This window comes from Intestinimonas timonensis, assembly GCF_900626145.1.
GTDB classification, from domain to species: Bacteria; Bacillota; Clostridia; order Oscillospirales; family Oscillospiraceae; genus Intestinimonas; species Intestinimonas aquisgranensis.
On sequence record NZ_LR130817.1, the window covers coordinates 1,302,083 to 1,324,116 of the forward strand.

Genomic DNA, 22,034 nt, shown 5'->3' on the forward strand with positions numbered 1-22,034 from the left:
CCGGACGCGCCGCGTTTTGGTTGTGATGATTGGCCCACACTCAGGAGCGGTAAAAGGCCTCGGCCTCGTCGTAGGCGGGCACAGCGTCTGCGGCGCCCTCCCTGGTCACGGCCAGCGCGCTGGCGGCAGCTGCCAGGCCCAGGGACTCCTCCAAGCTCCGTTCGTCCAGAACGCCCCGGAGGAAGTAGCCGGTGAAGGTGTCTCCCGCGGCGGTGGTGTCCACCGCTTTTACCGTCCGGGCCGGCATCCGGACCCGCATCTCCCCCATGGCCGCCAGAGAGCCCTGTGTCCCCAGGGTCAGGACCAGCATGGTCTGGGGATAGCGGGCGGTCAGCACCCGGGCGATCTCCTCCGGGTCCTCGGTCCCGGCCAGGAAGGCGCCCTCCACCTCGTTGACCAGCAGCCAGCTGAGCTTCTCCAGAGGAAGACCGTTCAGCTTCTCATTGGCCGGAGCGGCGTTGAGTGCAATGCGCATGCCCCGCTCCGCCGCACGGTCCATGATGTAACCCACACAGCTGGTCTCATTCTGGAGCAGCACCACGTCTCCGGGGCCAAAGTGCTCCAACACTTCGTCCACAAAGGGCTCGGTGATGAGGCTGTTAGCTCCGTCGTAGAGGAGGATGCTGTTCTGACCCGACCGGTCCACCTGGATGATGGCGTGGCCGGTGCTCCCCTCCACCTGACGGACAAACGTCGTGTTCACTCCGGCGGAGATGAGCTTATCCCGCAGAAATTCCCCCTCAAGGCCGATGCAGCCGGCGTGCCAGACTTCCACTCCGGCCCGGGCAAGGGCCACCGATTGATTCAGGCCCTTTCCGCCGCAGTTGACCTGAAGGGACAGAGAACTCATGGTCTCCCCGGGCTGGACGAAGTGGTCTACCTGGTAGACGTAGTCGATGTTCAGCGAGCCGAAGTTCAGTACGCGCATCTCTGACCTCTCCTTTCCGCCTTTAATCCATGAAGGTGGTGAGCAGTTCTTCCACGGCCTTCCGACCGTCCACATCCACACAGATGTTCAGATACTGGGCATCCATGGGGTGCTCCCGCAGGTCGGTGACCACCATGCCGCGGCAGAAATTTCCGCCACATTCCACACGGGCAGGCATCCGGCGCGTGGTGACCAGGGCGGAATCTACAACAGTCAGCATGGCCATGGGGTCGTGAACCGGGCAGTGGTCCAGACAGTTGTTCTGCTGGCGGTTAAACCGGAAGTAGAGCGGCATGGCCTGCTTGAGGTAGTCCACGATGGGACGGTTCTCCGGCGCGGCGTATTTATCCAGCTTCTCGATGTGCTCCGCAGTCAGGCGGACCTTCTGGGTCACGTCCAGGCCTACCATGGTGATATCGAAGCCGGCCTGGAGCACCTGGTCGGCGGCCTCCGGGTCGCCGGCAATGTTGGCCTCCGCCACCGGTGTCACGTTGCCGGGAGCGTGGTAGGTGCCGCCCATAAAGACCACGTTTTTCACCAGCCGGGGCAGCTCCGGCTCCTTCTGGAGGGCCAGAGCCAGATTGGTCATCCGGCCCAGGGTCACCAGGGTCAGCTTTCCCTCGTACTCCTTCGCCATACGGATGATGAAGTCACAGGCCGCCTCCTCCAGAGGCTGCTGAGACGAGGCAGGGATCTGGGCATCGCCGATGCCGTTGTGGCCGTGGATGTGAGGGACAGGGCCCTCCCACTCCCCCACCAGCGGACCGGTAGCGCCTACCGCCACAGGGACCTCATAGTCCACACCGGAGAGCTGGATGAGCCGCAGGCTGTTGTCGGCCGCCTGCCGGGCGTTGGTGTTGCCGAAGCCGGTGGTGATGCCCACCACACGCACATCCTTCCGCTTGAGGGCAAACAGGATGGCAATGGAGTCATCGATCCCGGTGTCGGCGTCGATCAAAATATACTTCATGCTTCAAAACACTCCTTGTTTTCTGCTGGAAACAGCTCAATGCCGGCTCTGGTCGATCCGGTAGATGGCCTCCAGGACCACCTTGATCTCGTCCTCCCAGCCCTGAGCCAGACCGGTGTTTTCCTTCTCGTAGATCACATCGGAGCGAACCAGGTTGCCGGACACCGCCGAGATCATGGCACCCTTCACCCCTCTGCGGTGGCAGACAGTGTAGAGCGCGGAACTCTCCATCTCCACGTTCAGGCAGCCCAGGTCGTGGAGCTTCTGGATCCACTCCGGCGTCTCGCCGTAGAAGGCGTCGTCGCTGGCATTGATGCCGTAGTAGACGCCGCAGCCCAGGCTGGGCTGCATCTCCCGGGCGGTGTCGATGAGAACCCTGGTGAAGTCGAAGTCGGGCACTGCCGGGAAGCAGTCGGGTACATAGAATCGGGAGGTGCCCTCGTTCTTCATGGATCCGGTGGAGATCACCAGATCGCCGATCTTCAGCTCGGGCTGGAGGGCGGCGGTGCTGCCGATGCGCACCAGATACTTGGCGCCGATGTTGATGAGCTCCTCGGCGGCGATGGCGGTGGAGGGGCAGCCCATACCGGTTGAGGTCACGGAGACCTTCACGCCCTTATAGTAGCCGGTGAAGGTGCGGTGCTCCCGGTTGTTGCCCGCCAGATAGACGTCATCCAGATAGGCCGCCACCCGGTCACTGCGGGCGGGGTCACCGGGCAGGAGTACATACTCTCCGATATCGCCGGGCTGGAGGTGGATGTGGTACTGACGTTTGCCCAGGGTCATCTCGTCCTTGTTGAGCATATCCATGTCTTTTTCCTCATTTCCTGATGTTATACTGCCAGACGCCGCTTGGCCTTTCTGGCACGCTGGATGGAGTAAGCGGTGAGGCCGCCGATGGTGGCCAGATAGGGCAGCATGTCAATAAACTGGGAGGGCAGCGCCAGCAGCTGAAGGGTGTTGGACATGCCGTCAAAGAAGGCAAACAGCATGGAGGACAGGAACACACCGATGGGGGTGGACTGTCCCATAGCGGCGGCGGCCAGGGCGATGAATCCACGGCCGGCCACCATCTCCTGGGTGAACATACCCAGGTAGCCCATGGACATATACATGCCGCCCAGGCCAGTAAGGGCACCGCAGAGGAGGATGGCAATATAGCGGGTGCGGCGGACGTTGACGCCCACGGAGGAGGCGGCGTCGGGGTTCACACCCACAGAACGAATCCGCAGGCCAAGCGGCATTTTGTAGAGCAGGAACCAAACCACCAAAACAGCCAGCAGGGCCACATAGGTCATGAGGTTATGCCCGGAGAGGATCTTGCCGATGACAGGGATATCCTCGATCAGAGGGATGTTGACGGTAGGAAAGGAAAAGCTCTTCAGGGAGGCGCTGGTACCCTTCTCACCGGTGATGGTGAAGAGGAGCAGCACCGTAAAGCCGGAGGCAAAGGTGTTGATGGCGGTACCGCAGATGGTGGCATTGGCCTTCAGGTTCAGGTGGAAGTAGGCAAAGACCAGGCTTACTACCAGAGCTGTGCCCAGTCCGGCCGCCAGTCCGGCCAGCAGATTTCCGCCAAAAGCGCTTCCCAGCACGCCGGCCAGGGCGGAGAGGAGCATAATGCCCTCCAGGCCCAGATTGACCACGCCGGCCCGATTGCAGATGGCGCCACCCAGGGCGGGCAGCAGAATGGGGGTCACCACACGGATCCACATGTAGACAAATTCCGTGCTGAAAATGTTTTGTAAAATGATAGACATACCAGCACCCCCTTACGCCTTGACCTGCTCAGCGGCAGCAGCGGCCTGCTCCTGCTCGGCAGCCTTGTCGATGAGCTTCTGACGCCAGCGCTGCAGCAGGGCACCGGCGGCGATGAGGAGCATGATGACACCCTGGATGATCTGAGCCATCTCGCTGCTCACATCGCTGTTCATGGCCATGATGTTGGCTCCAGTGTTGATATAGGCGATGAAGGCAGCGGCCAAAGGCACCAGCAGTGGGTTGTCCTTGGCCAGCAGGGCCACCACGATGCCGGTCCAGCCATAGCCGGGAGTCTCGGTCCACTTGAAGCGGGTATACATACCCAGCAGCTCAATGCTGCCGCCCATACCGGCGATGGCACCGGCGATCACCTGGGCGCCCACCATAACACCGGTCTCCTTCAGGCCCACATAGTGGGCGAAGGAGGGGTTGCATCCAGTGATGCGCAGCTGATAGCCAAACCGGGACCGGTAAATCAGGAACCAGCAGAACACGCACATGACGACGGCGATCACCACGCCCAGATGCACGTTGGTGCCGGGCAGAATGCCGGGCAGCAGGCTGGTCTCGGCCAGCTTCAGAGAGGCCAGAGAGGAGGACTGCATCTCACGGAAGTGGTAAGTCACCAGATAGATGGCAAAGTATTGGACCACATAGTTGAGCATGATGGAGGTCACCACTTCGCTGACACTCCACAGTTTCTTCAGGAAAGCGGGAACGGAGGCCACCAGGGCGCCGCTGGCGGCGGCACAGAGGATACAAACCAGGGTGTGGACCCCAGTGGGCATGGGCACGGCGATGGAGACCGCCATAGCGATGGCAGCGCCCATAAAGAAGGAACCCTCAGAGATCATGGAAAACTGACCGGCCCGGAAGATGATCATAACGGCCAGCGCCGTAAAGATCAGGGGACAGGCTCCCTCAATGATATTGCCCACCCGCCGCAGGGAGAGGAATGGTCCCACGAAGAAGTTATAGAGGGCGTTGGACGGTTCCGAACTGACGGCAAAGACGATCCCCGTCACCAGCACCAGTGCCACCACGATCACCAGCAGCATCTTGACGCTGTCCACCAGGAGGTTGGCTTTTTTCAGTGTCATTTTGTCACCTCCGCGGTCTCCTGCTCACTCTGCCGGTCCAGGCCCAGCATGTACTGGCCCACGTCATCCTCCGTGATGGCGGTGGTATCCGGGAAGTAGGCCGTGATCTTGCCGCCGCACAGCACGATGAGCCGGTCGGCCAGCCCGAGCAGCTCATTCAGGTCGGAGGACACCAGGAATACGCATTTCCCCTCGTCCCGGAGCTGCAGCAGCTCCTTCCGGATAAACTCCGTGGCGCCCACGTCCACCCCTCGGGTGGGCTGATCGGCAATGATGACCTCGGGATCGCTGGAGAGCTCCCGGGCCAGCACCACCTTCTGGATGTTGCCGCCGGACAGGCTGGAGATCGCCACATCCGGGTCCTTACAGAAGATGTGATAGCGCTCCACCATCTTCTGGCCGTACGCCTTGATGTTCTTCTTCCGCAGCAGGGTTCCCTTGCCGCAGAACTCCGGATCGTAGGACTTATCCGCCATGGCATTTTCGGTGATGGAGAGGGCTCCGGCAATGCCGGTGGTCATACGGTCCTCCGGAATATGGCTCACCTTCTGGGCCCGGAGCTGGCGGATGCTCATGCCGCTGATGTCCTTGCCCAGGATGCGGATGCTGCCGCCATGGAAGTCCATGTTGCGGCTGAGGGCCTCCACCAGTTCGGTCTGGCCATTGCCCTCCACACCGGCCACACCGAAAACCTCGCCCCGCTTGGCCCGGAAGGAGATGCCATCCAGCTTCTTCTGGCCGATCACATTGCGCACCGTGAGGCCCTCCACCTCGATGGCGGTCTCACCCTGCTGGGCGGGCTTTTTCTCCAGTCGGAGTGCCACGTCACGGCCCACCATCAGATGGGAGATCTCCTCCTCATCCACGTCTTTCACGTCGTAGACACCCATGGTCTGGCCCCGGCGGATGATGGTGATGCGGTCACACAGCTCCCGCACCTCGTTGAGCTTGTGGGAGATGAAGATAATGGTATAGCCGCTGTCCCGAAGGATCTTCAGCTCGTGGAAGAGCTCCCGGGTCTCCTGGGGGGTCAGCACGGCGGTGGGCTCATCCAGAATCATGATTTTGGCGCCGTGGAGCAGCGCCTTGAGGATCTCCACCTTCTGCTTCTGACCCACCGTCAGGTCCTGGACCTTGGCGTGGGGCGGCACGATGAGGTTGTACTTTTCCGAGATCTCGGCCACCTGACGCTCCGCCAGCTTCTGGTCGATGATGAGTCCCTTCCTGGGCTCCATACCCAGGATCATGTTCTCGATCACCGTCAGAGACGGGACCAGCATGAAGTGCTGGTGCACCATACCGATCCCCATTCGGATGGCGGCGGTTGGCGAGGTGATCACCGTCTTCTCTCCGTTGATGTAAATATCTCCCCGTGTGGGCTGCTCCTCGCCGAACAGCATCTTCATCAGCGTGGTCTTACCCGCGCCGTTTTCTCCGGAGAGGGCGTGGATCTCACCGTGGTTGACTGCGAACGTGATGTCGCTGTTGGCCACGACACCGTTGGAATACACCTTGCGGATGTGTTCCATGCGCAGGATCTCCGTCCCAGGCACAGCCATTCCTCCTTGCATTGCTTTTTCAGACTTCCGGTGCTGTAAAACAGGAGCAGCGGCGGCGGAATCCCGCCGCCGCTGCAGGTCACGATGCTGTTAGGGCTTCATCTCGTTGCGCATGGTCTCGATAGCAGCAGTGTCCATGGTATAGGCGCTGCTGACCTCGATCTCGCCATTGGCCACCTTGGTGGCAATCTCATCCAGCTGGGTGCGGATCTCTTCGCTGACCAGAGTCTGGAAGTTGTCGTTGTCAGCCAGACCCACGGTGCCCTCAGCCAGACCCAGGGAGTAGTTCTCGCCCAGGCTCATGGAGCCGTCCCACAGGCTGGTGGAGGCGATCACCACAGCGTCGCCCATCTTCTTCAGAGAGGAGGAGAGCACGTTGCGGACCAGGTTGGGATCGGTCTCAACCATCTCGCTGTACAGGTCGGTGTCGCAGCCGATGATGTACTTGTCACAGTCGCTGGAAGCGGTCACAGCGCCCACGATGCTCTGGGAGGCAGGGGCGTAGACGATCTGAGCACCCTGGTTGTAGAGCTGAGTGGTCATCTCCAGGCAGGTAGCCACGTCCTCGAAGGAGCCCACGTAGGAGGTGATGACCTTGATGGAGTCGTCGATGTACTTGATACCGTCGATGTAGCCCACCAGGAAGTCATTGATGTTGGTGGCATCCATGGAGCCCACAAAGCCCACGATCTTCTGGTTGGGGTCGATCTTCTCGTCGCCGGCGTTCAGCTTCAGAGCAGCCAGGCAGCCAGCCATGAAGCCGGCCTCATTGGAGGGGAAGGTGATGCCGATCATGTTGTCGGAGCTCACCTCGCCGTCGAGGAACAGGTAGTTGTTGTCGGGATAGTCAGCGGCGACCTCCTCAAAGACCTCCTGGACGGACCAGGTGGCAGCCACGATCAGATCCCAGTCCTGCTCGGACACGTCGCGGAAGTAGGTCTCGTAAGCGGTCTCGTCACGGCCCATCTCGATGGTCTTTACCTCGCAGCCGTACTCGCTGCCCAGGCGCTCAATGCCCTCCTGGCAGGAGTCGAAGAAGCCCTTGTCGCCCAGGCTGCCGTTGACCATGAAGACGACCTTCTTGGGCTCGTCGCCAGCGGCGTCGGCGCTGCCGGTGCCGGTGGGCTGAGTGCTCTCGGTGGTCTTCGAGGAGCCGCAGCCGGCCAGCAGGCTCACGCTCATGCCCAGTGCTAAGAGAAGTGCAAGTTGTTTTTTCATTTCCTTTTCCTCCGTTGTTTTTGTTGTCTGGGTTTACGGATTCTATATCACCCGCCCTCAGTCGGACGGATCATATACATGACTCAACGATATCTATCTGGGGCCTACCCTGCGCCCCAGGTAGAGCTGGTAGCAATCGCTGCGCAGGTAGTTTTTAAAATGCCCCACCGCCTGGTCCTCAGCGGCATAGGCGATCTCGCTGACGGAAAAGTAAGGGATCTCCCCCGACCGGGTGATCTCCGGAATGGCCTGGGTCTGAATCCGCAGTTCAGCTCTGGCCTTGACCACCATCTGAGGGACCCGCTCCACGGCAAAGTGCTCCATCTCCTCCCGGCTGTCGGGGTCTACCGAACACCGCTCCAGCCAGACGACCGGTACCAGCCGCTGGGAGAGGGCGATGGATTCCTCTCCGCTGAAATAGACAATGTCGTAGTTCACCATCAAAGCACCTTTGGAGAGCTGCAGCTGTTCGCTCAACCAGCTGCCAGACCCGCCGATGGTCCAGGTGACCTTGGTTTCGGTGATGGGCATGGTGCAGAACGTCCGGCAGATGTCACTGTAATTCTGCAATCCGCCATTTTGACGGCTTCGGTCCGCAATCTCCGAGCCGCGCCCCTGGTGCCGGATCAGCAGTCCGTCCTCCTCCAGGTACTGGACGGCCTGACGGATGGTGCCCCGGCTGACACCGAAGTGGGTGGCCAGAGCATTTTCGCCGGGAATCAGGTCTCCCGGCTTTCCGACACCGCTGCGAATCAGGGCATAGAGTACATCGTACACCTGCACGTAGAGCTGAATATCTGTGCGCAAAGGGGTGGGGAGCTGCGGGATCTGTTCCAGGGGAAGCACCCCTGCACGCCCTTTCACTGCTCTCCCCGCGCCGCCCGGTCCTGCCGGATCAGCTCCCGCAGGCCCTCCACGGCCATCTCGCATACCAGGGCTTCGCATTCCTCCGGCCAGTCAGCCCAGTCGTCGGAGTAGGCGCCCCGCTCGCAGGTCACGGCCATCATCGCTCCCGCCCGGACGCCCATGGAGCTGGCCGCCACAAACAGCGGAGCACATCCCATATCTGCGCTCAGCGCACCGCCGGCCTCGTAAGCCTCCCAGCGCTTGGTCAGCTCATAGCCCATGGGCCGTCCGGCAGCAGCAAACTGGGTGGAAAAACAGGCCTTCGTGACGTTTACTCCAACGTGATAACGCTGTCCTCTGGCCCTGACAGCTGCTTCCAGAGCGGCAAGCACGTCCATATCCGGTACAGCGGGATATTCCAGAGGGGCATAGTGGTTGGCCACTCCCTCCATCCGCACCGCACCATTGGGGAGCACCAGGTCCCCCTTGTGGACCTTGGGCGAAGTGGACTGGCAGGTGCCCACCCGGATCATCGTGTGGGCGCCGCACTCGTGAAGCTCCTCCACAGCAATGGCCATAGAGGGCCCACCCATGCCGGTGGAAGTAATGGATACCCGCTCCCCCTCCAGGAGGCCGGTGAAGGTCTGATATTCCCGGAAATAGGCCATCTGCTGCGCGTTTTCCAGATAGGCGGACAGCCGAACCGCCCGCTCGGGACTGCCCGGCATGAGCACATAGCCGCCCACCTCTCCGGGGCAGAGACTCACATGCATCATTCGTTTCGCCATGTCGTCCCTCCTTACCGCTCCGCCCTGGCCAGATCGTCACGGATGATGGACCGCAGTCCGCTCACCGCTACCTCGATGGCCCGGCGCTCCCAGTCCCTGGGATAGTCCTTACTGTCGTTGGAATAGGCGTTGTAATTGGTGGCACAGATCATAATGGAGGCTGTCCGCAGCCCAAGAGCCTCCCCCATGAGGAAGAGCGGCGCACACTCCATACTGGTGTTGGTGGCACCCGCCTTCTCATAAGCCTTCCACTTATAGAGAAGCTCCTCACACACCGGCTTGGTCTCCGGGGAGGACTCGGTATAGAAGGAATCCTTGGTGATGGTGACACCGGTGTTGTAGGGGTAGCCGCTCTCTTTGGCTGCCCGCTCCAGGTGCCGGAAGATCCCGTAATCGGGCACGGCCGGGAACTCGATGGGCATGAAATGTTCTCCCATGCCCTCCATCCGGGCGGCTCCGCTGGGAATGATGACATCGCCGATCTTGGATTTGGGTGAGGCCGAGGCACAGGACCCCACTCGAATGAAGGTATCCGCCCCGCAGGCGTGAAGCTCCTCCACCGTAATGGCCATGGACGGCCCTCCAATGCCGGTGGAGGTCACGGCTACCGGCTCTCCCTCCAGCGTTCCGACATAGGTAAGATACTCCCGGTTGTGACAGAGGAGCCGGGGCTCATCAAAATACTCGGAGATAAGTCTGGCCCGCTCCACGCTGCCAGGGATGAAAACATAGCGTCCGATCTCTCCCTGGGCCACGCCTGTGTACAGCATCCGCTTTCCCATCGCGCTTCCTGTCTCCTCTTCTTTTTTCGCAGTATTTGTCGTTCCCGACCTTCTTCTACCAAATACCAGTACTTTTACCTAAGTATAATCCTCCCTCTTCTCCATTGTCAATGCGCCATACTGAACATGTATATACATGTTATTTTGTCTACTTTCCACAACCTGCACAACGCGTCCCTTTGGCTTTTCGGCGCCGTCCACAAATGGCCCCACCTGTTTTTCTTTAAAAATAATATCAAAAAGCTCCACTATTCAACATTTTTCTATTATTTTTTCAGTATTTTATTTCCATTGGCCCTTTTACATGGAAACCAGCTGATCCACTGTTCAGACGCAGGCCATCGCGAGAATACACTGCCCGTCCTGTATAGACAGGTTTCTTTTCCTATGAATGTTTCATATTAGGCTCTCCAATCAGAGCCAGATACTCCGGCACCGCACGGCGGTCAATCAGGATTTTCCCCCGGCCAGCCCAATGGCGGTTGCTTTCCGCTTTTTTGAGCCCGGAGATCCAGTATTCATCCCCGTTTTCTATATCGACATACCAAACAAAAGCAGGCATAAAGCGCCGCAGCTTCGCAAGGTTTATGGACTGCAAAAATACAGACCTCTGGACAGATAAAATCATAGACTTTGCAATCGCACACGTCGGTTCCAGAACGTCATTCGACGATAGGCTGTCCGCCCGTGTGTGTGAGCTGTGCGGAAAAACCAATGTACCGCTGGAAATACACCATGTAAATAAAGTGAAGAACCTCAAAGGAAAACAGCTGTGGGAACTTGCGATGATAAACACGCGGAGACAATTCTCGGAAATATGGACGGCGTGGTATTCCTGGGAGGCCGTGAGGCCAGCACCATCAAGGAAATATCGGAAAACTGGCTGGGGAAAGCCACCATCTCCATGCAGACCGACAGCCGCTCCCGTGGGCAGTCGGAAAGCTATAGTCAAAATAACCAGCGGCTGGGCCGTGAGCTGATGACACCCAGCGAGCTGGCTACCATGCCCGGGGACAAGTGCATTTTACAGCTTCGGGGCCTGCCCCCGTTCTACTCCCCGAAGTATGATCTGAAAAAGCACCCGAATTATAAATACACGGCTGAAGCCGACAAACAGAAAAACGCTTTTGACCTCGACAAGCTCATACAGAGCGGTTGATCTGTGAAATCCTGATGGCGTTGGAACAGAACGCCGTCAACATGGGTATGGAGTACGACGATTTCCAGAAGGCTATGGGCGGTGATCTTTCCAAGGCCGCCAAAAAGGAATGGTATTTGCGGCACAAGGACAGGGGCATGGAACCATAACCAATGTGCGGCACAAGAGAAAAACAGAAAAAGTTGATACCCGTCGATAAAAGTCGCTTGAAAAAGTTTGCAGTTCACATCAAAACTCCCTTGAAAAAGTTGCCGTTTTCGGATATACTGGAATAGAACAGAATAAGGGAGGCGAAACTGTCATGCTGAAAAGGAAAATTGAGCAGAAACTGATCGACTGGAAAAACACAGAAAATCGCAAGCCATTGATTATCAAGGGCTGCCGGCAGTGCGGCAAGACATTTTCTGTCCTTGACTTTGCAAAGAAAAACTATAAAAATGTTGTGTACCTGAATTTTTTTGAAAATCCATACTATGCCTCTGTATTTGCTGGGTCTCTGGAAGTGGACACAATCGTGATGATGCTGTCCGCCCTGCTGGGCAGCGAGGCGGTGTTTGAAAGCGGAAGTACAGTCTTGATCCTGGACGAGATTCAGGAGTGCCCGGAGGCCCGGACCGCCCTGAAATTTTTCCGAATTGATGGACGCTATGATGTGATAGGCACCGGCTCTCTGCTGGGTGTGAAGGGGTATGGAAAAGAACCGAAATCTGTTCCAGTCGGATCGGAAACGGTGATTGATATGTACCCTCTGGATTTTGAAGAATTTCTGTGGGCCAATGGGATTGCTGACCCTGTAATTGATATGTTAAAGAAGTGCTTGCAGAAAGAGACGCCTGTCCCGGAGGCCCTGCACAACCGTATGAAGCAGCTGCTCCTGCAATATGTGGTTGTCGGAGGTATGCCGGATGCCGTACAGACCTTTGTAGATACGAAGCAGATGGGTGAGGTGCTGCAAATCCAGCGCGATATTGTCCGCTCCTATGAGGACGATATGGTGAAGTACGCCGAGAAGAAGGATAAATCACGAATCAAGGAGTGTTTTCAGTCTATCCCGAAGCAGCTCAGTAAAGAAAACAAGAAATTTCAATACTCCGTTGTCAAAAAAGGTTCAACCGCATCAAAATATGCCGGGAGCCTCCAATGGATCGAGGATGCCGGTATCATTGTCCGCTGCTATAATCTGAGCATTACGGAACTGCCCTTGGATGGGAACGCCGAGGAAGATATATTCAAGGTGTATATGCGGGACTGCGGCCTTTTTGTCAGTATGCTGGAGGATGGCACACAGTACGACATCCTGCAAGGAAATCTTTACGGCTATAAAGGCGCGATTTTTGAAAATCTGATTGCGGATGTTTTCGGTAAGATGGGACGAAAACTCTACTATTTCCACAAAGACAGCGGTTTGGAAGTGGACTTTGTGATCCGTTATAAAGGACAATGCACATTGGTGGAGGTCAAAGCGTCCACAGGGAATACGAAAAGCACCAGAACGATTCTGCGCCATCCTGAAAAGTACCATGTCAGCCAGGCAATCAAGCTGGGGGACTACAATGTAGGACGCACCGAACAGCTTCTCACACTCCCGCTGTATATGGCGTTCCTGCTGAAAGAACTGTGAGCGGATAGCTCAAACCTGAATATGTCCAATGCGAAAGGCAGTCCATTGAGGACTGCCTTTTTTGCTGCCCTGCGGCATCAAACAAATCAAACAACCGGCCGCCCGGTTTGAGAAAGGATATTGGATGAACACAGTAACAACGAGTTATAAGCACAACGGGGTGCCGGTGTCTATCCCCAGAGGTTCCTATGGCGTGACCCGCCTGACGGCCCGGCTGTATGAGTACCCCAAAGGGCATCCCTGCCGGGGGTGCCCTTTTACTTTACGGACTTCCGTTCCGTCCTGTATGTTCCCCAGCCGAAAGGACGGCGGGTGCCTCTGGTACGATCTGAAGCGGAAGAAGCGCCCGCCCCTGCCGCACACCTATCCCCAGAATCAGGCGGCGGCGGAACGGATTTTTGATTTCATTGAAGTTCTCAAAAAGGTGATGAAACAAAAAGGTTACTCGTAAAAAAGGAGGATTGCCGGTTGCGGAGTAAAACAGATTTTTACCGGCTGTTCTTTGAACAGCTCGCCCGAAAGGGCTTTGATGTAAAGCGGTCCCAATCTTCGGATTATATTGCGGACATCTACTATAAAAATCAGCTTGTGGCCTACTTCTCCAAGGCGGATACGGTGATCCAGAACCCGTTTGTCGCTGTAAAGGATATCAGCACATTCTGCGCCTTGTGGGGTGTGTTCCAACTCATTGTCGGTCCCAGACATAACGGGGTGATTGTCCTTATTCTGGCGTTCCTGATTTCTCCCTATGGCCTGCCAATGGCCGCCATCTGGCTGCTGGGCAAAGTGCAGGATTTGAAATTTGCGATTCAAGATAAAATTTATGGGTAAAGTATGCCGCCGGTGCTATTTTACTTTCCCCTAAAAATAGGATATACTAATAAAGGAATATGCTCTGCCGCCATGTGCGGACAGTTTTTAGAGAAGGAGGGCGTGTATGGAAAATCAATTAACTCCAAACAGCTCCATCATTCTGGAAATCCGGGAACTGCTGGAGAACGCCAGAAAAAATGTGGCACAGCAGGTCAATACACAGCTTTTGACAACCTACTGGAACATTGGCCGGATTATCGTGGAGTATGAACAGCAAAATCAGATTCGCGCAGATTATGGAAAACAAACCTTAAGGGAACTTTCCAAAGAGCTGACACGGGAATTTGGAAAAGGTTTTTCTCGTTCTAATTTGCAAAATATGCGGGCATTTTATCTTGCTTATGAAAAATGCCAGACAGTGTCTGGCAAATTGTCCTGGTCCCATTACTGTGAACTTTTGAGTATTACGGATGAGAACAAACGCAGCTTTTACGAGAAAGAATCTATCAATTCGGGCTGGTCAGTTCGGGAGCTGAAACGGCAGATTGACAGCTCGCTGTATGAACGGCTGCTACTTTCCAGCGGAGATGTGAATAAAGAAAAGGTCCTCTCTCTGGCGCAGAAAGGAATTGAAATCAATCAGCCAGCTGACATCATCCGTGATCCCTATGTGTTCGAGTTTTTGGGTGTGCCGGAGAACAAACCCATATTGGAAAGCGATTTGGAAAAAGCTCTTGTCGTACAGATTGAAAAGTTTCTTTTGGAACTTGGGCGAGGCTTCATGTTTGTTGGAACCCAGCAGCGCGTGACCCTGAACAATACCCACTACTATGTGGACATGGTATTTTACAACAAAATTCTCCGTGCTTATGTACTGATTGAACTGAAAACGAAAAAACTGACACCAGAGGCTGCCGGTCAGCTCAATATGTACTTAAACTACTATGCGGCAGAAGTCAACGACCCTGACGATAACCCGCCTATCGGTATTATCCTCTGTACGGAAAAAGACAGCATCGCGGCGGAATATGCCTTGGGCGGTCTGTCCAACAATATCTTCGCATCCCGGTATGTTCTCTATATGCCGGACAAAGAACAGCTGATTGCTCAGGTAGAGGCTGTCTTGAAAAACTGGCACGAAAAGAAAGATAACTGCCATGACTGAAAAAGAACTGATTGGAAAAGTACATTCAGCGGTCTATCATCAATGCCAGCGCCGTGGTTATGCGACTCCGGTAGATGTACTGATGGAGGTCGGTGTCCTGCCAAAACAGAAATATGAGGACTGGCGGTTTGGGCGGATTGATTATCTGGAACGGGTATGTACTGTCAATCTGCGCAAACTCTCATTCATCATGCACCAGATGCGGGTGTACGCACAGAAAACTGGCTTAAAACCCTCCTTCTGTTACTACAAGCAGTGGGGTGTAAAAAAGAAAAATGGGCAGAGACACAAGCCAGTGATTCCGCTGCGGTTCAGCAAAAGCGGAAATCTGGAAATTGAGAAATGGTATGCAACTCATTTTGTGGATACCAAACGGATTGCACTCTTAAAAGCACAGCAGCCTGTTGAAAATTTAGATTAGGGCTTGTTTGAAAAAAGGCGGAGATTGTGCTAAAGCAACAAAATAGCGATGGAGGCAAGATACACAAAGGCTAGGAAGGAAGCATCCGACTTGTCATATCTGGTGGCGATTCTGCGAAACCACTTGATTTTCTGGAAAAAACACTCCACCAGATGGCGTTCTTTATACAGATGCCAGTCAACCGGCCAGGGATCGGAAACGTTGCTTTGCGGCGGGATCACATAGCTGGCCCCGTGCGCTGAGATATATTCCCGAATCGTCCGGGCACCATAGGCCCGGTCTGCCAGCACGGCACTCCCGCCGATTCTGACCTTTTTCAGCAGTTCAACAGCGTGAACCGAATCGTGGTCATTTCCAGCGGAGAGAAGGAACTCCACCGGGTTTCCCAGACCGTCTACGACAGCGTGGAGCTTTGTGTTCCACCCGCCTTTGGTACGGCCAACCGCCTTATCCGCCGTTTTTTCCCCGCCATTTGCGCTTTCATGCACCTTTACGCAAGTGGAGTCCATGCTCAGGTTCTCCATATCCGCGTCCGCAGACAGTGTGTGGAATACCGCTTCCAGAGTGCCCTCATTCCGCCATTTGGCGAATCTTGCGTATATAGACTGCCAAGGACCATAGGTCGCCGGCAGCTCACGCCACTGCGCACCGCTCCGGACGATCCAGAGCATTCCGTTGAGCATGATCCCGTTATCCTTCCGGGGACGACCCCGCTTTCCCGTTTCTTCCGGTGGCAGCAGCGGCTTGATTCGTTCCCATTGTTCTTTTGTTAATTCATATCGTTTCATGCTCATAGCTTCGCATAACTTGGTTTCTTGTGCAACTTTTATTTTTCAAACAAGGCCTAACCAAAGGACAGCTCACACAGCTGTCCTTTTCTTTTGGAAAGGAGGCTTCCCCTATGGCAACCACACGCATCATGCCTCTGCATATCGGCAAGGGCCGCACCGAAAGTCAGGCAATCAGCGACATCATTGATTATGTGGCAAATCCGCAAAAGACTGACAACGGGAAATTGATTACCGGCTATGGCTGTGACAGCCGAACCGCCGATGCCGAGTTTCTGCTGGCGAAGCGGCAGTATATCGCCGCCACCGGGCGGGTGCGCGGAATGGATGATGTGATCGCTTACCATGTGCGCCAATCGTTCAAACCCGGTGAGATTACACCGGAGGAAGCCAACCGCCTGGGCGTGGAATTTGCCAAGCGGTTCACCAAGGGCAATCACGCCTTTGTGGTCTGCACTCACATAGACAAATCGCACGTTCATAATCACATCATCTGGTCGGCGGTCAATACGGATTGTGACCGAAAATTCCGCAACTTTTGGGGCAGCACCAGAGCCGTCCGACGCTTGAGCGATACCATCTGTATCGAGAACGGATTGTCCATTGTGGAGGACCCGAAACCCCACGGAAAAAGCTACAACAAGTGGCTGGGCGAACAGGCCAAGCCATCCCATCGGGAGCAGCTGCGGGTGATGATTGACCGTGCGCTGGAACAGAAACCGGCAGACTTTGATGCGCTGCTGAAGCTGCTTTCGGAAATGGGCTGTGAAGTATCCCGGCGCGGGAAAGTCATCCGGCTTAAAGCGCCCGGCTGGAAGAATGTAGCCCGCATGGATAACAAGCTGGGGGCCGGGTACAGTGAAGCGGAAATTCGTGCGGTGTTGGCCGGAGAAAAACAGCACACGCCCCGCAAAAAATCCACCGTGCAGCCGGAGCCACCCAAGGTCAATCTGCTGGTGGATATTCAGGCAAAATTACAGGCTGGGAAAGGCGCTGGGTATGCGCGCTGGGCCAAGGTTTTTAACCTGAAACAGATGGCGCAGACTGTAAATTTTCTTACCGAACATCAGCTGCTGGACTATGCGGAGCTGGCAGAAAAAGCGGCGGCAGCCACCGCCCACCACAACGAACTGTCGGCACAGATCAAGGCGGCGGAGAAACGCATGGCGGAGATCGCCGTCCTGCGAACTCATATCATCAACTATGCCAAGACCCGTGAGACCTATGTAGCCTACCGCAAGGCCGGTTATTCCCGAAAATTCCGGGAGGAACATGAGCAGGAAATCCTGCTCCATCAGGCAGCCAAAAATGCCTTTGACGAGATGGGTGTGAAGAAGTTGCCCAAGGTTAAGGACTTGCAAGCTGAGTATGCCAAACTGCTGGAGGAAAAGAAGAAAACCTACGCCGAGTACCGGCGTTCCCGTGAAGAAATGCGGGAGCTTTTGACGGCCAAAGCGAATGTGGACCGGCTGCTGAAAATGGACGAGGAACAGAAAAAGGAACAGGAAAAAGACCACGGCCAGCGGTGAGCCGGTCATGGTCCAAAGCGTTCGCAGAACGCGCAGCCACAGAATGAATTTCTGTGTTCAAAGGGGTTTGGGGGCGCTGCCCTCAACAAGCAAAGCGGAGGGGAAAATCACGGCAGGATTTTTCCCTCTGCGGGCCGAGTGTATTAACACCGGCATTGCTTGCCGCTTTCTTGGGGATACAAAAACAGCCAGCGAGAGAAACTTCCAAGTTTCACTCACTGGCCTATTCTTTTTCAAGTTTCTTAGAAAAATCACTCAGTTCTTCCGCCACTCCGCGTGTGTGATGCAACAGAGTTTCCCGCATTTCAGGTGGGCAGTTCAGATAGAGCATTTTCATCTCAGCTGCTTTCTCATCTTCTTCCGTTATATCCGGCACCAGCAGAGAGTCCAAGGAAAGCGGAAGAACTTTCGCGATTGCCTTCAAAATGAGATATGACGGGTTCATTTTACCTCTCTCAATGTTTGCAATCTGCTTTGTGGAAACATGGCAGATGTCGGCAAGCCCCTGTTGCGTCAATCCCTTGCCTTTACGGGCTGCTTTTACTTTCAACCCCAGTTCTTTTAATTCGTCAATCGGCATAATCGTTCATCTCAATAATATTTTATCCTGCCGATTTATGACAAGGAATAACCTTATTGTTCCTGCGAACAGGCTTGATTATGCCTGTTTTTGATAGAAAGTCAGTTTCACATACTTGTTGCGGGCAGAAGGATAAGGTATGATAAAGTGGTAAGTATCTTATGTGAGAACAAAATGAAAAACTTTTTTGATTCTTAGGACATTTCTGCAACATTTCAGTTTTAAGATAAGTGACACAGACAAAAAAGAGAGTCTAATGGTATGAAGTCAAGAGGGTGATGGCAGGAAAAATCGAGAATAAATGCAGGAAAACAGTTGCGTAAGCAGAAAAAAGGCAACACCAACCTAAGCCCTGCCCCCTAAGATTTTTTGAAACAGGGCGGGAGCGCCAGAGCTGCGAGTGGTGTACTCAGCTCTCCGGCGGGATATACAGGCGGTTGTCCTTCAGCAGCCGAAAGACCAACCGGACCAGTTTTCTGGCAGTTAAAGCGAGTGCGCGTTTATGCTGGTACTTGTTGACCTCATGGTATTTGAGGTCATAGTAGCGCCGGAACTCGGAGTCGCATCTTCTCACGGAGTTGGCGGCTTCCAGCAGGTAGTACCGAAGATAGCGGTTGCCGGATTTAATCATTTGGGAGTGTTCGGCTTCAAATTCACCGGACTGGTTCTTGTGCCAGACAAGACCGGCAAACTTGGCGACAGAGGCTTGAGAGTTGAAACGGTGGATATCGCCAATCTCAGCGATGATACCGGCGGAGTAGACCTTCCCAATGCCGGGAATAGAGGTCAGGGTATTGGGGATAATCTCAAACTGCTGTTCAATGGCCTTTTCTAAAACCTTAATTTGTTCTTTCAAGGCACGCATGGAAGCAATCGAAACGGACATCGCCTGGTTTACAGTATCGTTCACTGTCTTAGGGAGACGGTAGGAGCCTCTGGCTGCCGCCTGTACCGCTTTCGCTGTGGCCGCTGGATCTGCAAACCTGCCGCGGCCCGTTTCAGTGACGAAGGCAGTCAGTTCCTCCAAATCAGCATTCGCCAGGTCATCCACAGTTTCAAACCGTTCCATAAGGGCGATCGTAGTGGCGCTGGTATTCTGAATATCCTTGTCCTGGGCCATGCCGGAGCATTTGAGGAATAAGTAGTTGGCAAACCGCTGTTTCTCACGGGTTAGGTTTTGAATCACGTCAAATCTGGCTCTGGTAAGCGTTCTAAGCGCCTGGTAGCGATAGTCGTCCATATAGACCTCCTTGGCGATCCTGCCAAAACGGAGATGGTCGGCAATCACAAAGGCGTCCACCCAATCGTTCTTCGGCAGGTCGGGATAAGCATCCTTGAATTTCCGTACCTGCTTGGGATTGAGGACATGGATCTTTCTCTGAAAGCGGCCAAGGCTGCCATCTTCTCGGAGAGCGTAGACAAGGCTGTCTCCGTAGATGGAGGTGGCCTCCAGGCCGATTATCACATCGCTGAGCTGCATGGAACCGAGTGCCGACACGATCCTCTCTGATAACAGTTTAGCACCGCCGAGATTATTCTGCACGGAAAAGCTGGAGTGCTTGCTGCCGTCCGGCTTCATCAGGTAGGCCACATTGTTCCTGCTGCCCACATCAATGCCTACAAAAAGTGGGTTCATCATTTTCACCTCCCCGCATGGAAATTTCAGGCCAGCAGGCTTTGAGATACCCATGATAACCGGAGCATCCGCAACCTCGCGTATCAGAATCATTCCAGAGAAGACCAATGCGATAGCCCTCACTGCTGAAAGGGCGGTCTTGCTCCGGCAAACAGCCAATGAGTTTGCAGCTAACTTCCGGTTCAGGGGAACGGACTTTCCTTGAAGCAGCCTTGCGGTTCAACTGGAAGTGATAGAACTTGACCCTGCTGTCCTACAGCCATTGTATCACGGGTATCCCAAAGCCTGCTGATCGTTAAAAGTGAACTAAGCAGATACACTTTAAACTGTCTGCAAATCTTATTATACGAGGAAGTGAGTACATGGGAAAGATACTGATTGTGGAGGACGATACCCTCCTGAACCGGACTCTGGAATATAACCTGGCATCTGATGGATATGAAATCACAGCAGCCTATAACCACAAGGATGCTGTTTCCCATTTGAAAGAAACCGAGTTTGATGTTGCGCTACTGGACATCAATCTGCCGGATGGTAGTGGGCTTGACCTTTGCGAAGAAATCCGAGGGCGCGGCCAGCACACCTATATCATTTTCATTACAGCCAACGACAAAGAAAGTGATATGCTAAAAGGCTATGAAGCGGGCGGTGCAGACTATGTGACAAAGCCCTTTTCGGTGACGGTTCTGTGCAGGAAGGTGGCGGCGGTCTTTTCCAATCTGGAACTGCGTACCCCACGGCACGATCTGTTTGACGATGGCTTTCTGAAAATCGACTTTTCTGAGCAAAGGGCATCCCTTGCCGGGGAACCGCTGGACTTCACCCCAAAGGAATACCGCACCTTGTTCCTATTCGTGAAAAATCCCCGGATTAACAGAGCCAATGGAGCAGCATCAGATGGCTGGAACAAAGGGATATGTTCTGGTTCTGCCGGATGAAGTGGCTTCCCGGCTGTCCGGGGAGAAAATCCGTCTGGTGATGAAACTTGAGGATAGCGGATACCCGGAACTGAAAAGCGAGCTGAAGCAATTCCTGAACAGCGGCGAGTGGCAACCGGACATCCAGCCCGGACAGGAATTGCCGGAACGGGTGACGATGGGGGTAACAGTAAAAGCGTGGGGGGTTGCCAACTCGCTCACCGGATTCACAACGCTTTCTTTCTGTGGCCTATATCTGAGCATTATTTTTATCATTCTTTCCTGTTCGGTGCTGGCCTTTGAGCAGCTTTCCGCTATTGACCGGAACCGGAAAAATTATGCGGTGATTGACCGGCTGGGCGTATCGGGTAGCAGGCAGGCATCCCTCATCCGTAAGGAACTGTCCACCGTGTTCCTAATCCCTCTGTTTTTCCCTATCGTCCTTACGATTCTGTTGATTATGGGAACGCAGTTTATTTTCGGGGAAGCAATTTTGCAGGAAGGGCTTGTGCTGTTCTACAAGGACAAAACCATGATCCAGAAGCCGGAAACGGAATGGATTTGCCACGAAGATGCCCACGAAGCAATCGTTGACCGGGAAGTGTGGGAAGCTGTTCAGGAAAAGAACCGGGCAGTCAAACAACAGGTTGCAAACCATGCCGCCCCGCTGCCCGCCCTGTTCACCGGCAAGCTGGTCTGTGCCGACTGCGGGCATCCCCTGGCAGCTACCCGTGAGACCCAGCGCAGAAAAAACGGAACATCCAAGCGATATGTTTCCTATATCTGCTCCCACTTTTCCACCACCGGACACAGCGCCTGTTTTTGGCATCGGATTTATGAAATCTCGCTGAAAACGCTGGTGCTGAATGAAATCAGGGCGCACAGCCAGGCGGTGGCGCAGGATGAAAACGCGGTGCTGGACAAGATGAAACAGCAGATACTTTCCGAAAGCGCGGCGAAGCAGGAGGATTCTAAGCTGGAAATCAGCCGACTGCGGCGGCGTATCGGAGAGCTGGAACACATGACCGCTAAACTATATGAAGATAAGGTCAGCGGCATAATCAATAACGACACATTTGCTGTCCTGATTCAGAAAAGCGAACAGGAACGCATCCAAAAGGCGGAGCGTTTGGAGGTTCTTCTGGCAGAGGAACGGAAAGCCCAGCAGGAGGTTGAAAATATCCGGCAGTGGGCCGGTATCGTCCGCCGCTATCTGGATGTGCAGGAGCTTGACCGGGAAATCGTTGAGGAACTGATTGACCACATCGAGATCGGGGAACGCTCCATCATAGACGGTCAGCGTCACCAGGACATTAAAATCTTTTACCGCTTTGTTGGTGTGGTATAATAGAAAAAAGAAAAGACCCGGCTGCATTGAACAGATCCAGTAAAAACGGACAGTGACAAAAGCCCCCCTGATGTAGGAAAATAGACTACATCAGGGGGTTTTGTC

At 54.8% G+C, this 22,034-nt stretch carries 22 protein-coding genes and 2 pseudogenes; 10 read left to right on the plus strand and 14 right to left on the minus strand.

Going from position 1 to position 22,034, the window contains the following annotated elements:
• Positions 1 to 40 precede the first annotated feature (40 nt).
• From E0E29_RS13185 to E0E29_RS18790, 11 genes are all read right to left on the minus strand, one after another.
• Entirely contained in the window at positions 41 to 928 is an 888-nt protein-coding gene (locus E0E29_RS13185; protein WP_130850233.1) for a ribokinase, read from the minus strand.
• 22 nt (positions 929 to 950) lie between these two features.
• A complete protein-coding gene (locus E0E29_RS13190) occupies positions 951 to 1,898 on the minus strand; it encodes a nucleoside hydrolase (protein WP_130850234.1) in 948 nt (315 codons plus the stop codon).
• 36 nt (positions 1,899 to 1,934) lie between these two features.
• On the minus strand, positions 1,935 to 2,708 hold the full coding sequence (locus tag E0E29_RS13195; RefSeq protein WP_130850235.1) for a nucleoside phosphorylase: 774 nt from the start codon (positions 2,706 to 2,708) through the stop codon (positions 1,935 to 1,937).
• A gap of 23 nt (positions 2,709 to 2,731) precedes the next feature.
• Positions 2,732 to 3,658: an ABC transporter permease gene (locus E0E29_RS13200; protein ID WP_130850236.1), complete on the minus strand. Its 927-nt coding sequence runs from the start codon at positions 3,656 to 3,658 to the stop codon at positions 2,732 to 2,734.
• Between the two features lie 12 nt (positions 3,659 to 3,670).
• Positions 3,671 to 4,759, minus strand: coding sequence for an ABC transporter permease (locus E0E29_RS13205; protein ID WP_130850237.1), 1,089 nt, complete (start codon positions 4,757 to 4,759; stop codon positions 3,671 to 3,673).
• Positions 4,756 to 6,312: an ABC transporter ATP-binding protein gene (locus tag E0E29_RS13210; protein ID WP_341273111.1), complete on the minus strand. Its 1,557-nt coding sequence runs from the start codon at positions 6,310 to 6,312 to the stop codon at positions 4,756 to 4,758. The genes E0E29_RS13205 and E0E29_RS13210 overlap by 4 nt, the downstream gene beginning before the upstream one ends.
• A gap of 96 nt (positions 6,313 to 6,408) precedes the next feature.
• The gene (locus tag E0E29_RS13215) at positions 6,409 to 7,536 is read right to left on the minus strand and encodes a BMP family lipoprotein (protein ID WP_130850239.1); all 1,128 of its coding nucleotides are present in this window, start codon (positions 7,534 to 7,536) and stop codon (positions 6,409 to 6,411) included.
• A gap of 93 nt (positions 7,537 to 7,629) precedes the next feature.
• A complete protein-coding gene (locus tag E0E29_RS13220) occupies positions 7,630 to 8,400 on the minus strand; it encodes a GntR family transcriptional regulator (protein WP_165449903.1) in 771 nt (256 codons plus the stop codon).
• On the minus strand, positions 8,397 to 9,170 hold the full coding sequence (locus E0E29_RS13225; protein ID WP_130850241.1) for a nucleoside phosphorylase: 774 nt from the start codon (positions 9,168 to 9,170) through the stop codon (positions 8,397 to 8,399). The genes E0E29_RS13220 and E0E29_RS13225 overlap by 4 nt, the downstream gene beginning before the upstream one ends.
• Positions 9,171 to 9,181: 11 nt before the next feature.
• The gene (locus E0E29_RS13230; RefSeq protein ID WP_130850242.1) at positions 9,182 to 9,952 is read right to left on the minus strand and encodes a nucleoside phosphorylase; all 771 of its coding nucleotides are present in this window, start codon (positions 9,950 to 9,952) and stop codon (positions 9,182 to 9,184) included.
• A 385-nt stretch (positions 9,953 to 10,337) separates the two neighbouring features.
• Positions 10,338 to 10,550 carry a hypothetical protein gene (locus tag E0E29_RS18790; protein WP_242622499.1) on the minus strand — a complete coding sequence of 71 codons (213 nt, stop codon included), beginning with the start codon at positions 10,548 to 10,550 and terminating at the stop codon, positions 10,338 to 10,340.
• On the opposite strand from E0E29_RS18790, the pseudogene E0E29_RS19125 reads away from it, so the two are divergent.
• The 7 genes and pseudogenes from E0E29_RS19125 to E0E29_RS13265 form a co-directional block, all read left to right on the plus strand.
• A pseudogene (locus tag E0E29_RS19125) lies at positions 10,495 to 10,758 on the plus strand (HNH endonuclease); the annotation flags it as partial. The gene E0E29_RS18790 and the pseudogene E0E29_RS19125 overlap by 56 nt on opposite strands.
• A pseudogene (locus tag E0E29_RS13245) lies at positions 10,740 to 11,099 on the plus strand (TraM recognition domain-containing protein); the annotation flags it as partial. The pseudogenes E0E29_RS19125 and E0E29_RS13245, both read left to right, overlap by 19 nt.
• 8 nt (positions 11,100 to 11,107) lie before the next feature.
• The gene (locus E0E29_RS18270) at positions 11,108 to 11,260 is read left to right on the plus strand and encodes a hypothetical protein (RefSeq protein ID WP_165449904.1); all 153 of its coding nucleotides are present in this window, start codon (positions 11,108 to 11,110) and stop codon (positions 11,258 to 11,260) included.
• A 152-nt stretch (positions 11,261 to 11,412) separates the two neighbouring features.
• Positions 11,413 to 12,732, plus strand: coding sequence for an ATP-binding protein (locus E0E29_RS13250; RefSeq protein ID WP_130850243.1), 1,320 nt, complete (start codon positions 11,413 to 11,415; stop codon positions 12,730 to 12,732).
• Positions 12,733 to 13,320: 588 nt separating this feature from the next.
• On the plus strand, positions 13,321 to 13,563 hold the full coding sequence (locus tag E0E29_RS19130) for a CD1845 family protein (protein ID WP_341273121.1): 243 nt from the start codon (positions 13,321 to 13,323) through the stop codon (positions 13,561 to 13,563).
• Between the two features lie 106 nt (positions 13,564 to 13,669).
• A complete protein-coding gene (locus E0E29_RS13260) occupies positions 13,670 to 14,710 on the plus strand; it encodes a PDDEXK nuclease domain-containing protein (protein WP_130850245.1) in 1,041 nt (346 codons plus the stop codon).
• A complete protein-coding gene (locus tag E0E29_RS13265) occupies positions 14,703 to 15,131 on the plus strand; it encodes a hypothetical protein (RefSeq protein WP_130850246.1) in 429 nt (142 codons plus the stop codon). The genes E0E29_RS13260 and E0E29_RS13265 overlap by 8 nt, the downstream gene beginning before the upstream one ends.
• A gap of 29 nt (positions 15,132 to 15,160) precedes the next feature.
• Here E0E29_RS13265 and E0E29_RS13270 read toward each other — a convergent pair whose 3' ends face one another.
• Positions 15,161 to 15,925: an IS5 family transposase gene (locus tag E0E29_RS13270; RefSeq protein ID WP_130848644.1), complete on the minus strand. Its 765-nt coding sequence runs from the start codon at positions 15,923 to 15,925 to the stop codon at positions 15,161 to 15,163.
• A gap of 107 nt (positions 15,926 to 16,032) precedes the next feature.
• On the opposite strand from E0E29_RS13270, the gene E0E29_RS13275 reads away from it, so the two are divergent.
• A complete protein-coding gene (locus tag E0E29_RS13275) occupies positions 16,033 to 17,448 on the plus strand; it encodes a relaxase/mobilization nuclease domain-containing protein (RefSeq protein ID WP_130850247.1) in 1,416 nt (471 codons plus the stop codon).
• A 223-nt stretch (positions 17,449 to 17,671) separates the two neighbouring features.
• Here the strand turns inward: E0E29_RS13275 and E0E29_RS13285 are convergent, their stop codons facing one another.
• Both E0E29_RS13285 and E0E29_RS13290 read right to left on the minus strand, forming a co-directional pair.
• A complete protein-coding gene (locus E0E29_RS13285) occupies positions 17,672 to 18,028 on the minus strand; it encodes a helix-turn-helix domain-containing protein (protein WP_130850248.1) in 357 nt (118 codons plus the stop codon).
• Between the two features lie 409 nt (positions 18,029 to 18,437).
• A complete protein-coding gene (locus E0E29_RS13290) occupies positions 18,438 to 19,664 on the minus strand; it encodes an IS110 family RNA-guided transposase (RefSeq protein ID WP_130850147.1) in 1,227 nt (408 codons plus the stop codon).
• Between the two features lie 362 nt (positions 19,665 to 20,026).
• On the opposite strand from E0E29_RS13290, the gene E0E29_RS13295 reads away from it, so the two are divergent.
• Together E0E29_RS13295 and E0E29_RS18795 are read left to right on the plus strand one after the other, a co-directional pair.
• Positions 20,027 to 20,602: a response regulator transcription factor gene (locus E0E29_RS13295; RefSeq protein WP_242622500.1), complete on the plus strand. Its 576-nt coding sequence runs from the start codon at positions 20,027 to 20,029 to the stop codon at positions 20,600 to 20,602.
• Positions 20,562 to 21,929: a DUF4368 domain-containing protein gene (locus E0E29_RS18795; protein ID WP_242622501.1), complete on the plus strand. Its 1,368-nt coding sequence runs from the start codon at positions 20,562 to 20,564 to the stop codon at positions 21,927 to 21,929. The genes E0E29_RS13295 and E0E29_RS18795 overlap by 41 nt, the downstream gene beginning before the upstream one ends.
• Positions 21,930 to 22,034 lie beyond the last annotated feature (105 nt).

Coding starts and splice junctions, on each gene's coding strand:
- E0E29_RS13185 (WP_130850233.1), bottom strand. CDS start 928: ATGCGCGTACTGAACTTCGGCTCGCTGAACATCGACTACGTCTACCAG.
- E0E29_RS13190 (WP_130850234.1), bottom strand. CDS start 1,898: ATGAAGTATATTTTGATCGACGCCGACACCGGGATCGATGACTCCATT.
- E0E29_RS13195 (WP_130850235.1), bottom strand. CDS start 2,708: ATGGATATGCTCAACAAGGACGAGATGACCCTGGGCAAACGTCAGTAC.
- E0E29_RS13200 (WP_130850236.1), bottom strand. CDS start 3,658: ATGTCTATCATTTTACAAAACATTTTCAGCACGGAATTTGTCTACATG.
- E0E29_RS13205 (WP_130850237.1), bottom strand. CDS start 4,759: ATGACACTGAAAAAAGCCAACCTCCTGGTGGACAGCGTCAAGATGCTG.
- E0E29_RS13215 (WP_130850239.1), bottom strand. CDS start 7,536: ATGAAAAAACAACTTGCACTTCTCTTAGCACTGGGCATGAGCGTGAGC.
- E0E29_RS13225 (WP_130850241.1), bottom strand. CDS start 9,170: ATGGCGAAACGAATGATGCATGTGAGTCTCTGCCCCGGAGAGGTGGGC.
- E0E29_RS13230 (WP_130850242.1), bottom strand. CDS start 9,952: ATGGGAAAGCGGATGCTGTACACAGGCGTGGCCCAGGGAGAGATCGGA.
- E0E29_RS13250 (WP_130850243.1), top strand. CDS start 11,413: ATGCTGAAAAGGAAAATTGAGCAGAAACTGATCGACTGGAAAAACACA.
- E0E29_RS13260 (WP_130850245.1), top strand. CDS start 13,670: ATGGAAAATCAATTAACTCCAAACAGCTCCATCATTCTGGAAATCCGG.
- E0E29_RS13265 (WP_130850246.1), top strand. CDS start 14,703: ATGACTGAAAAAGAACTGATTGGAAAAGTACATTCAGCGGTCTATCAT.
- E0E29_RS13270 (WP_130848644.1), bottom strand. CDS start 15,925: ATGAGCATGAAACGATATGAATTAACAAAAGAACAATGGGAACGAATC.
- E0E29_RS13275 (WP_130850247.1), top strand. CDS start 16,033: ATGGCAACCACACGCATCATGCCTCTGCATATCGGCAAGGGCCGCACC.
- E0E29_RS13285 (WP_130850248.1), bottom strand. CDS start 18,028: ATGCCGATTGACGAATTAAAAGAACTGGGGTTGAAAGTAAAAGCAGCC.
- E0E29_RS13290 (WP_130850147.1), bottom strand. CDS start 19,664: ATGAACCCACTTTTTGTAGGCATTGATGTGGGCAGCAGGAACAATGTG.
- E0E29_RS13295 (WP_242622500.1), top strand. CDS start 20,027: ATGGGAAAGATACTGATTGTGGAGGACGATACCCTCCTGAACCGGACT.
- E0E29_RS18795 (WP_242622501.1), top strand. CDS start 20,562: ATGGCTGGAACAAAGGGATATGTTCTGGTTCTGCCGGATGAAGTGGCT.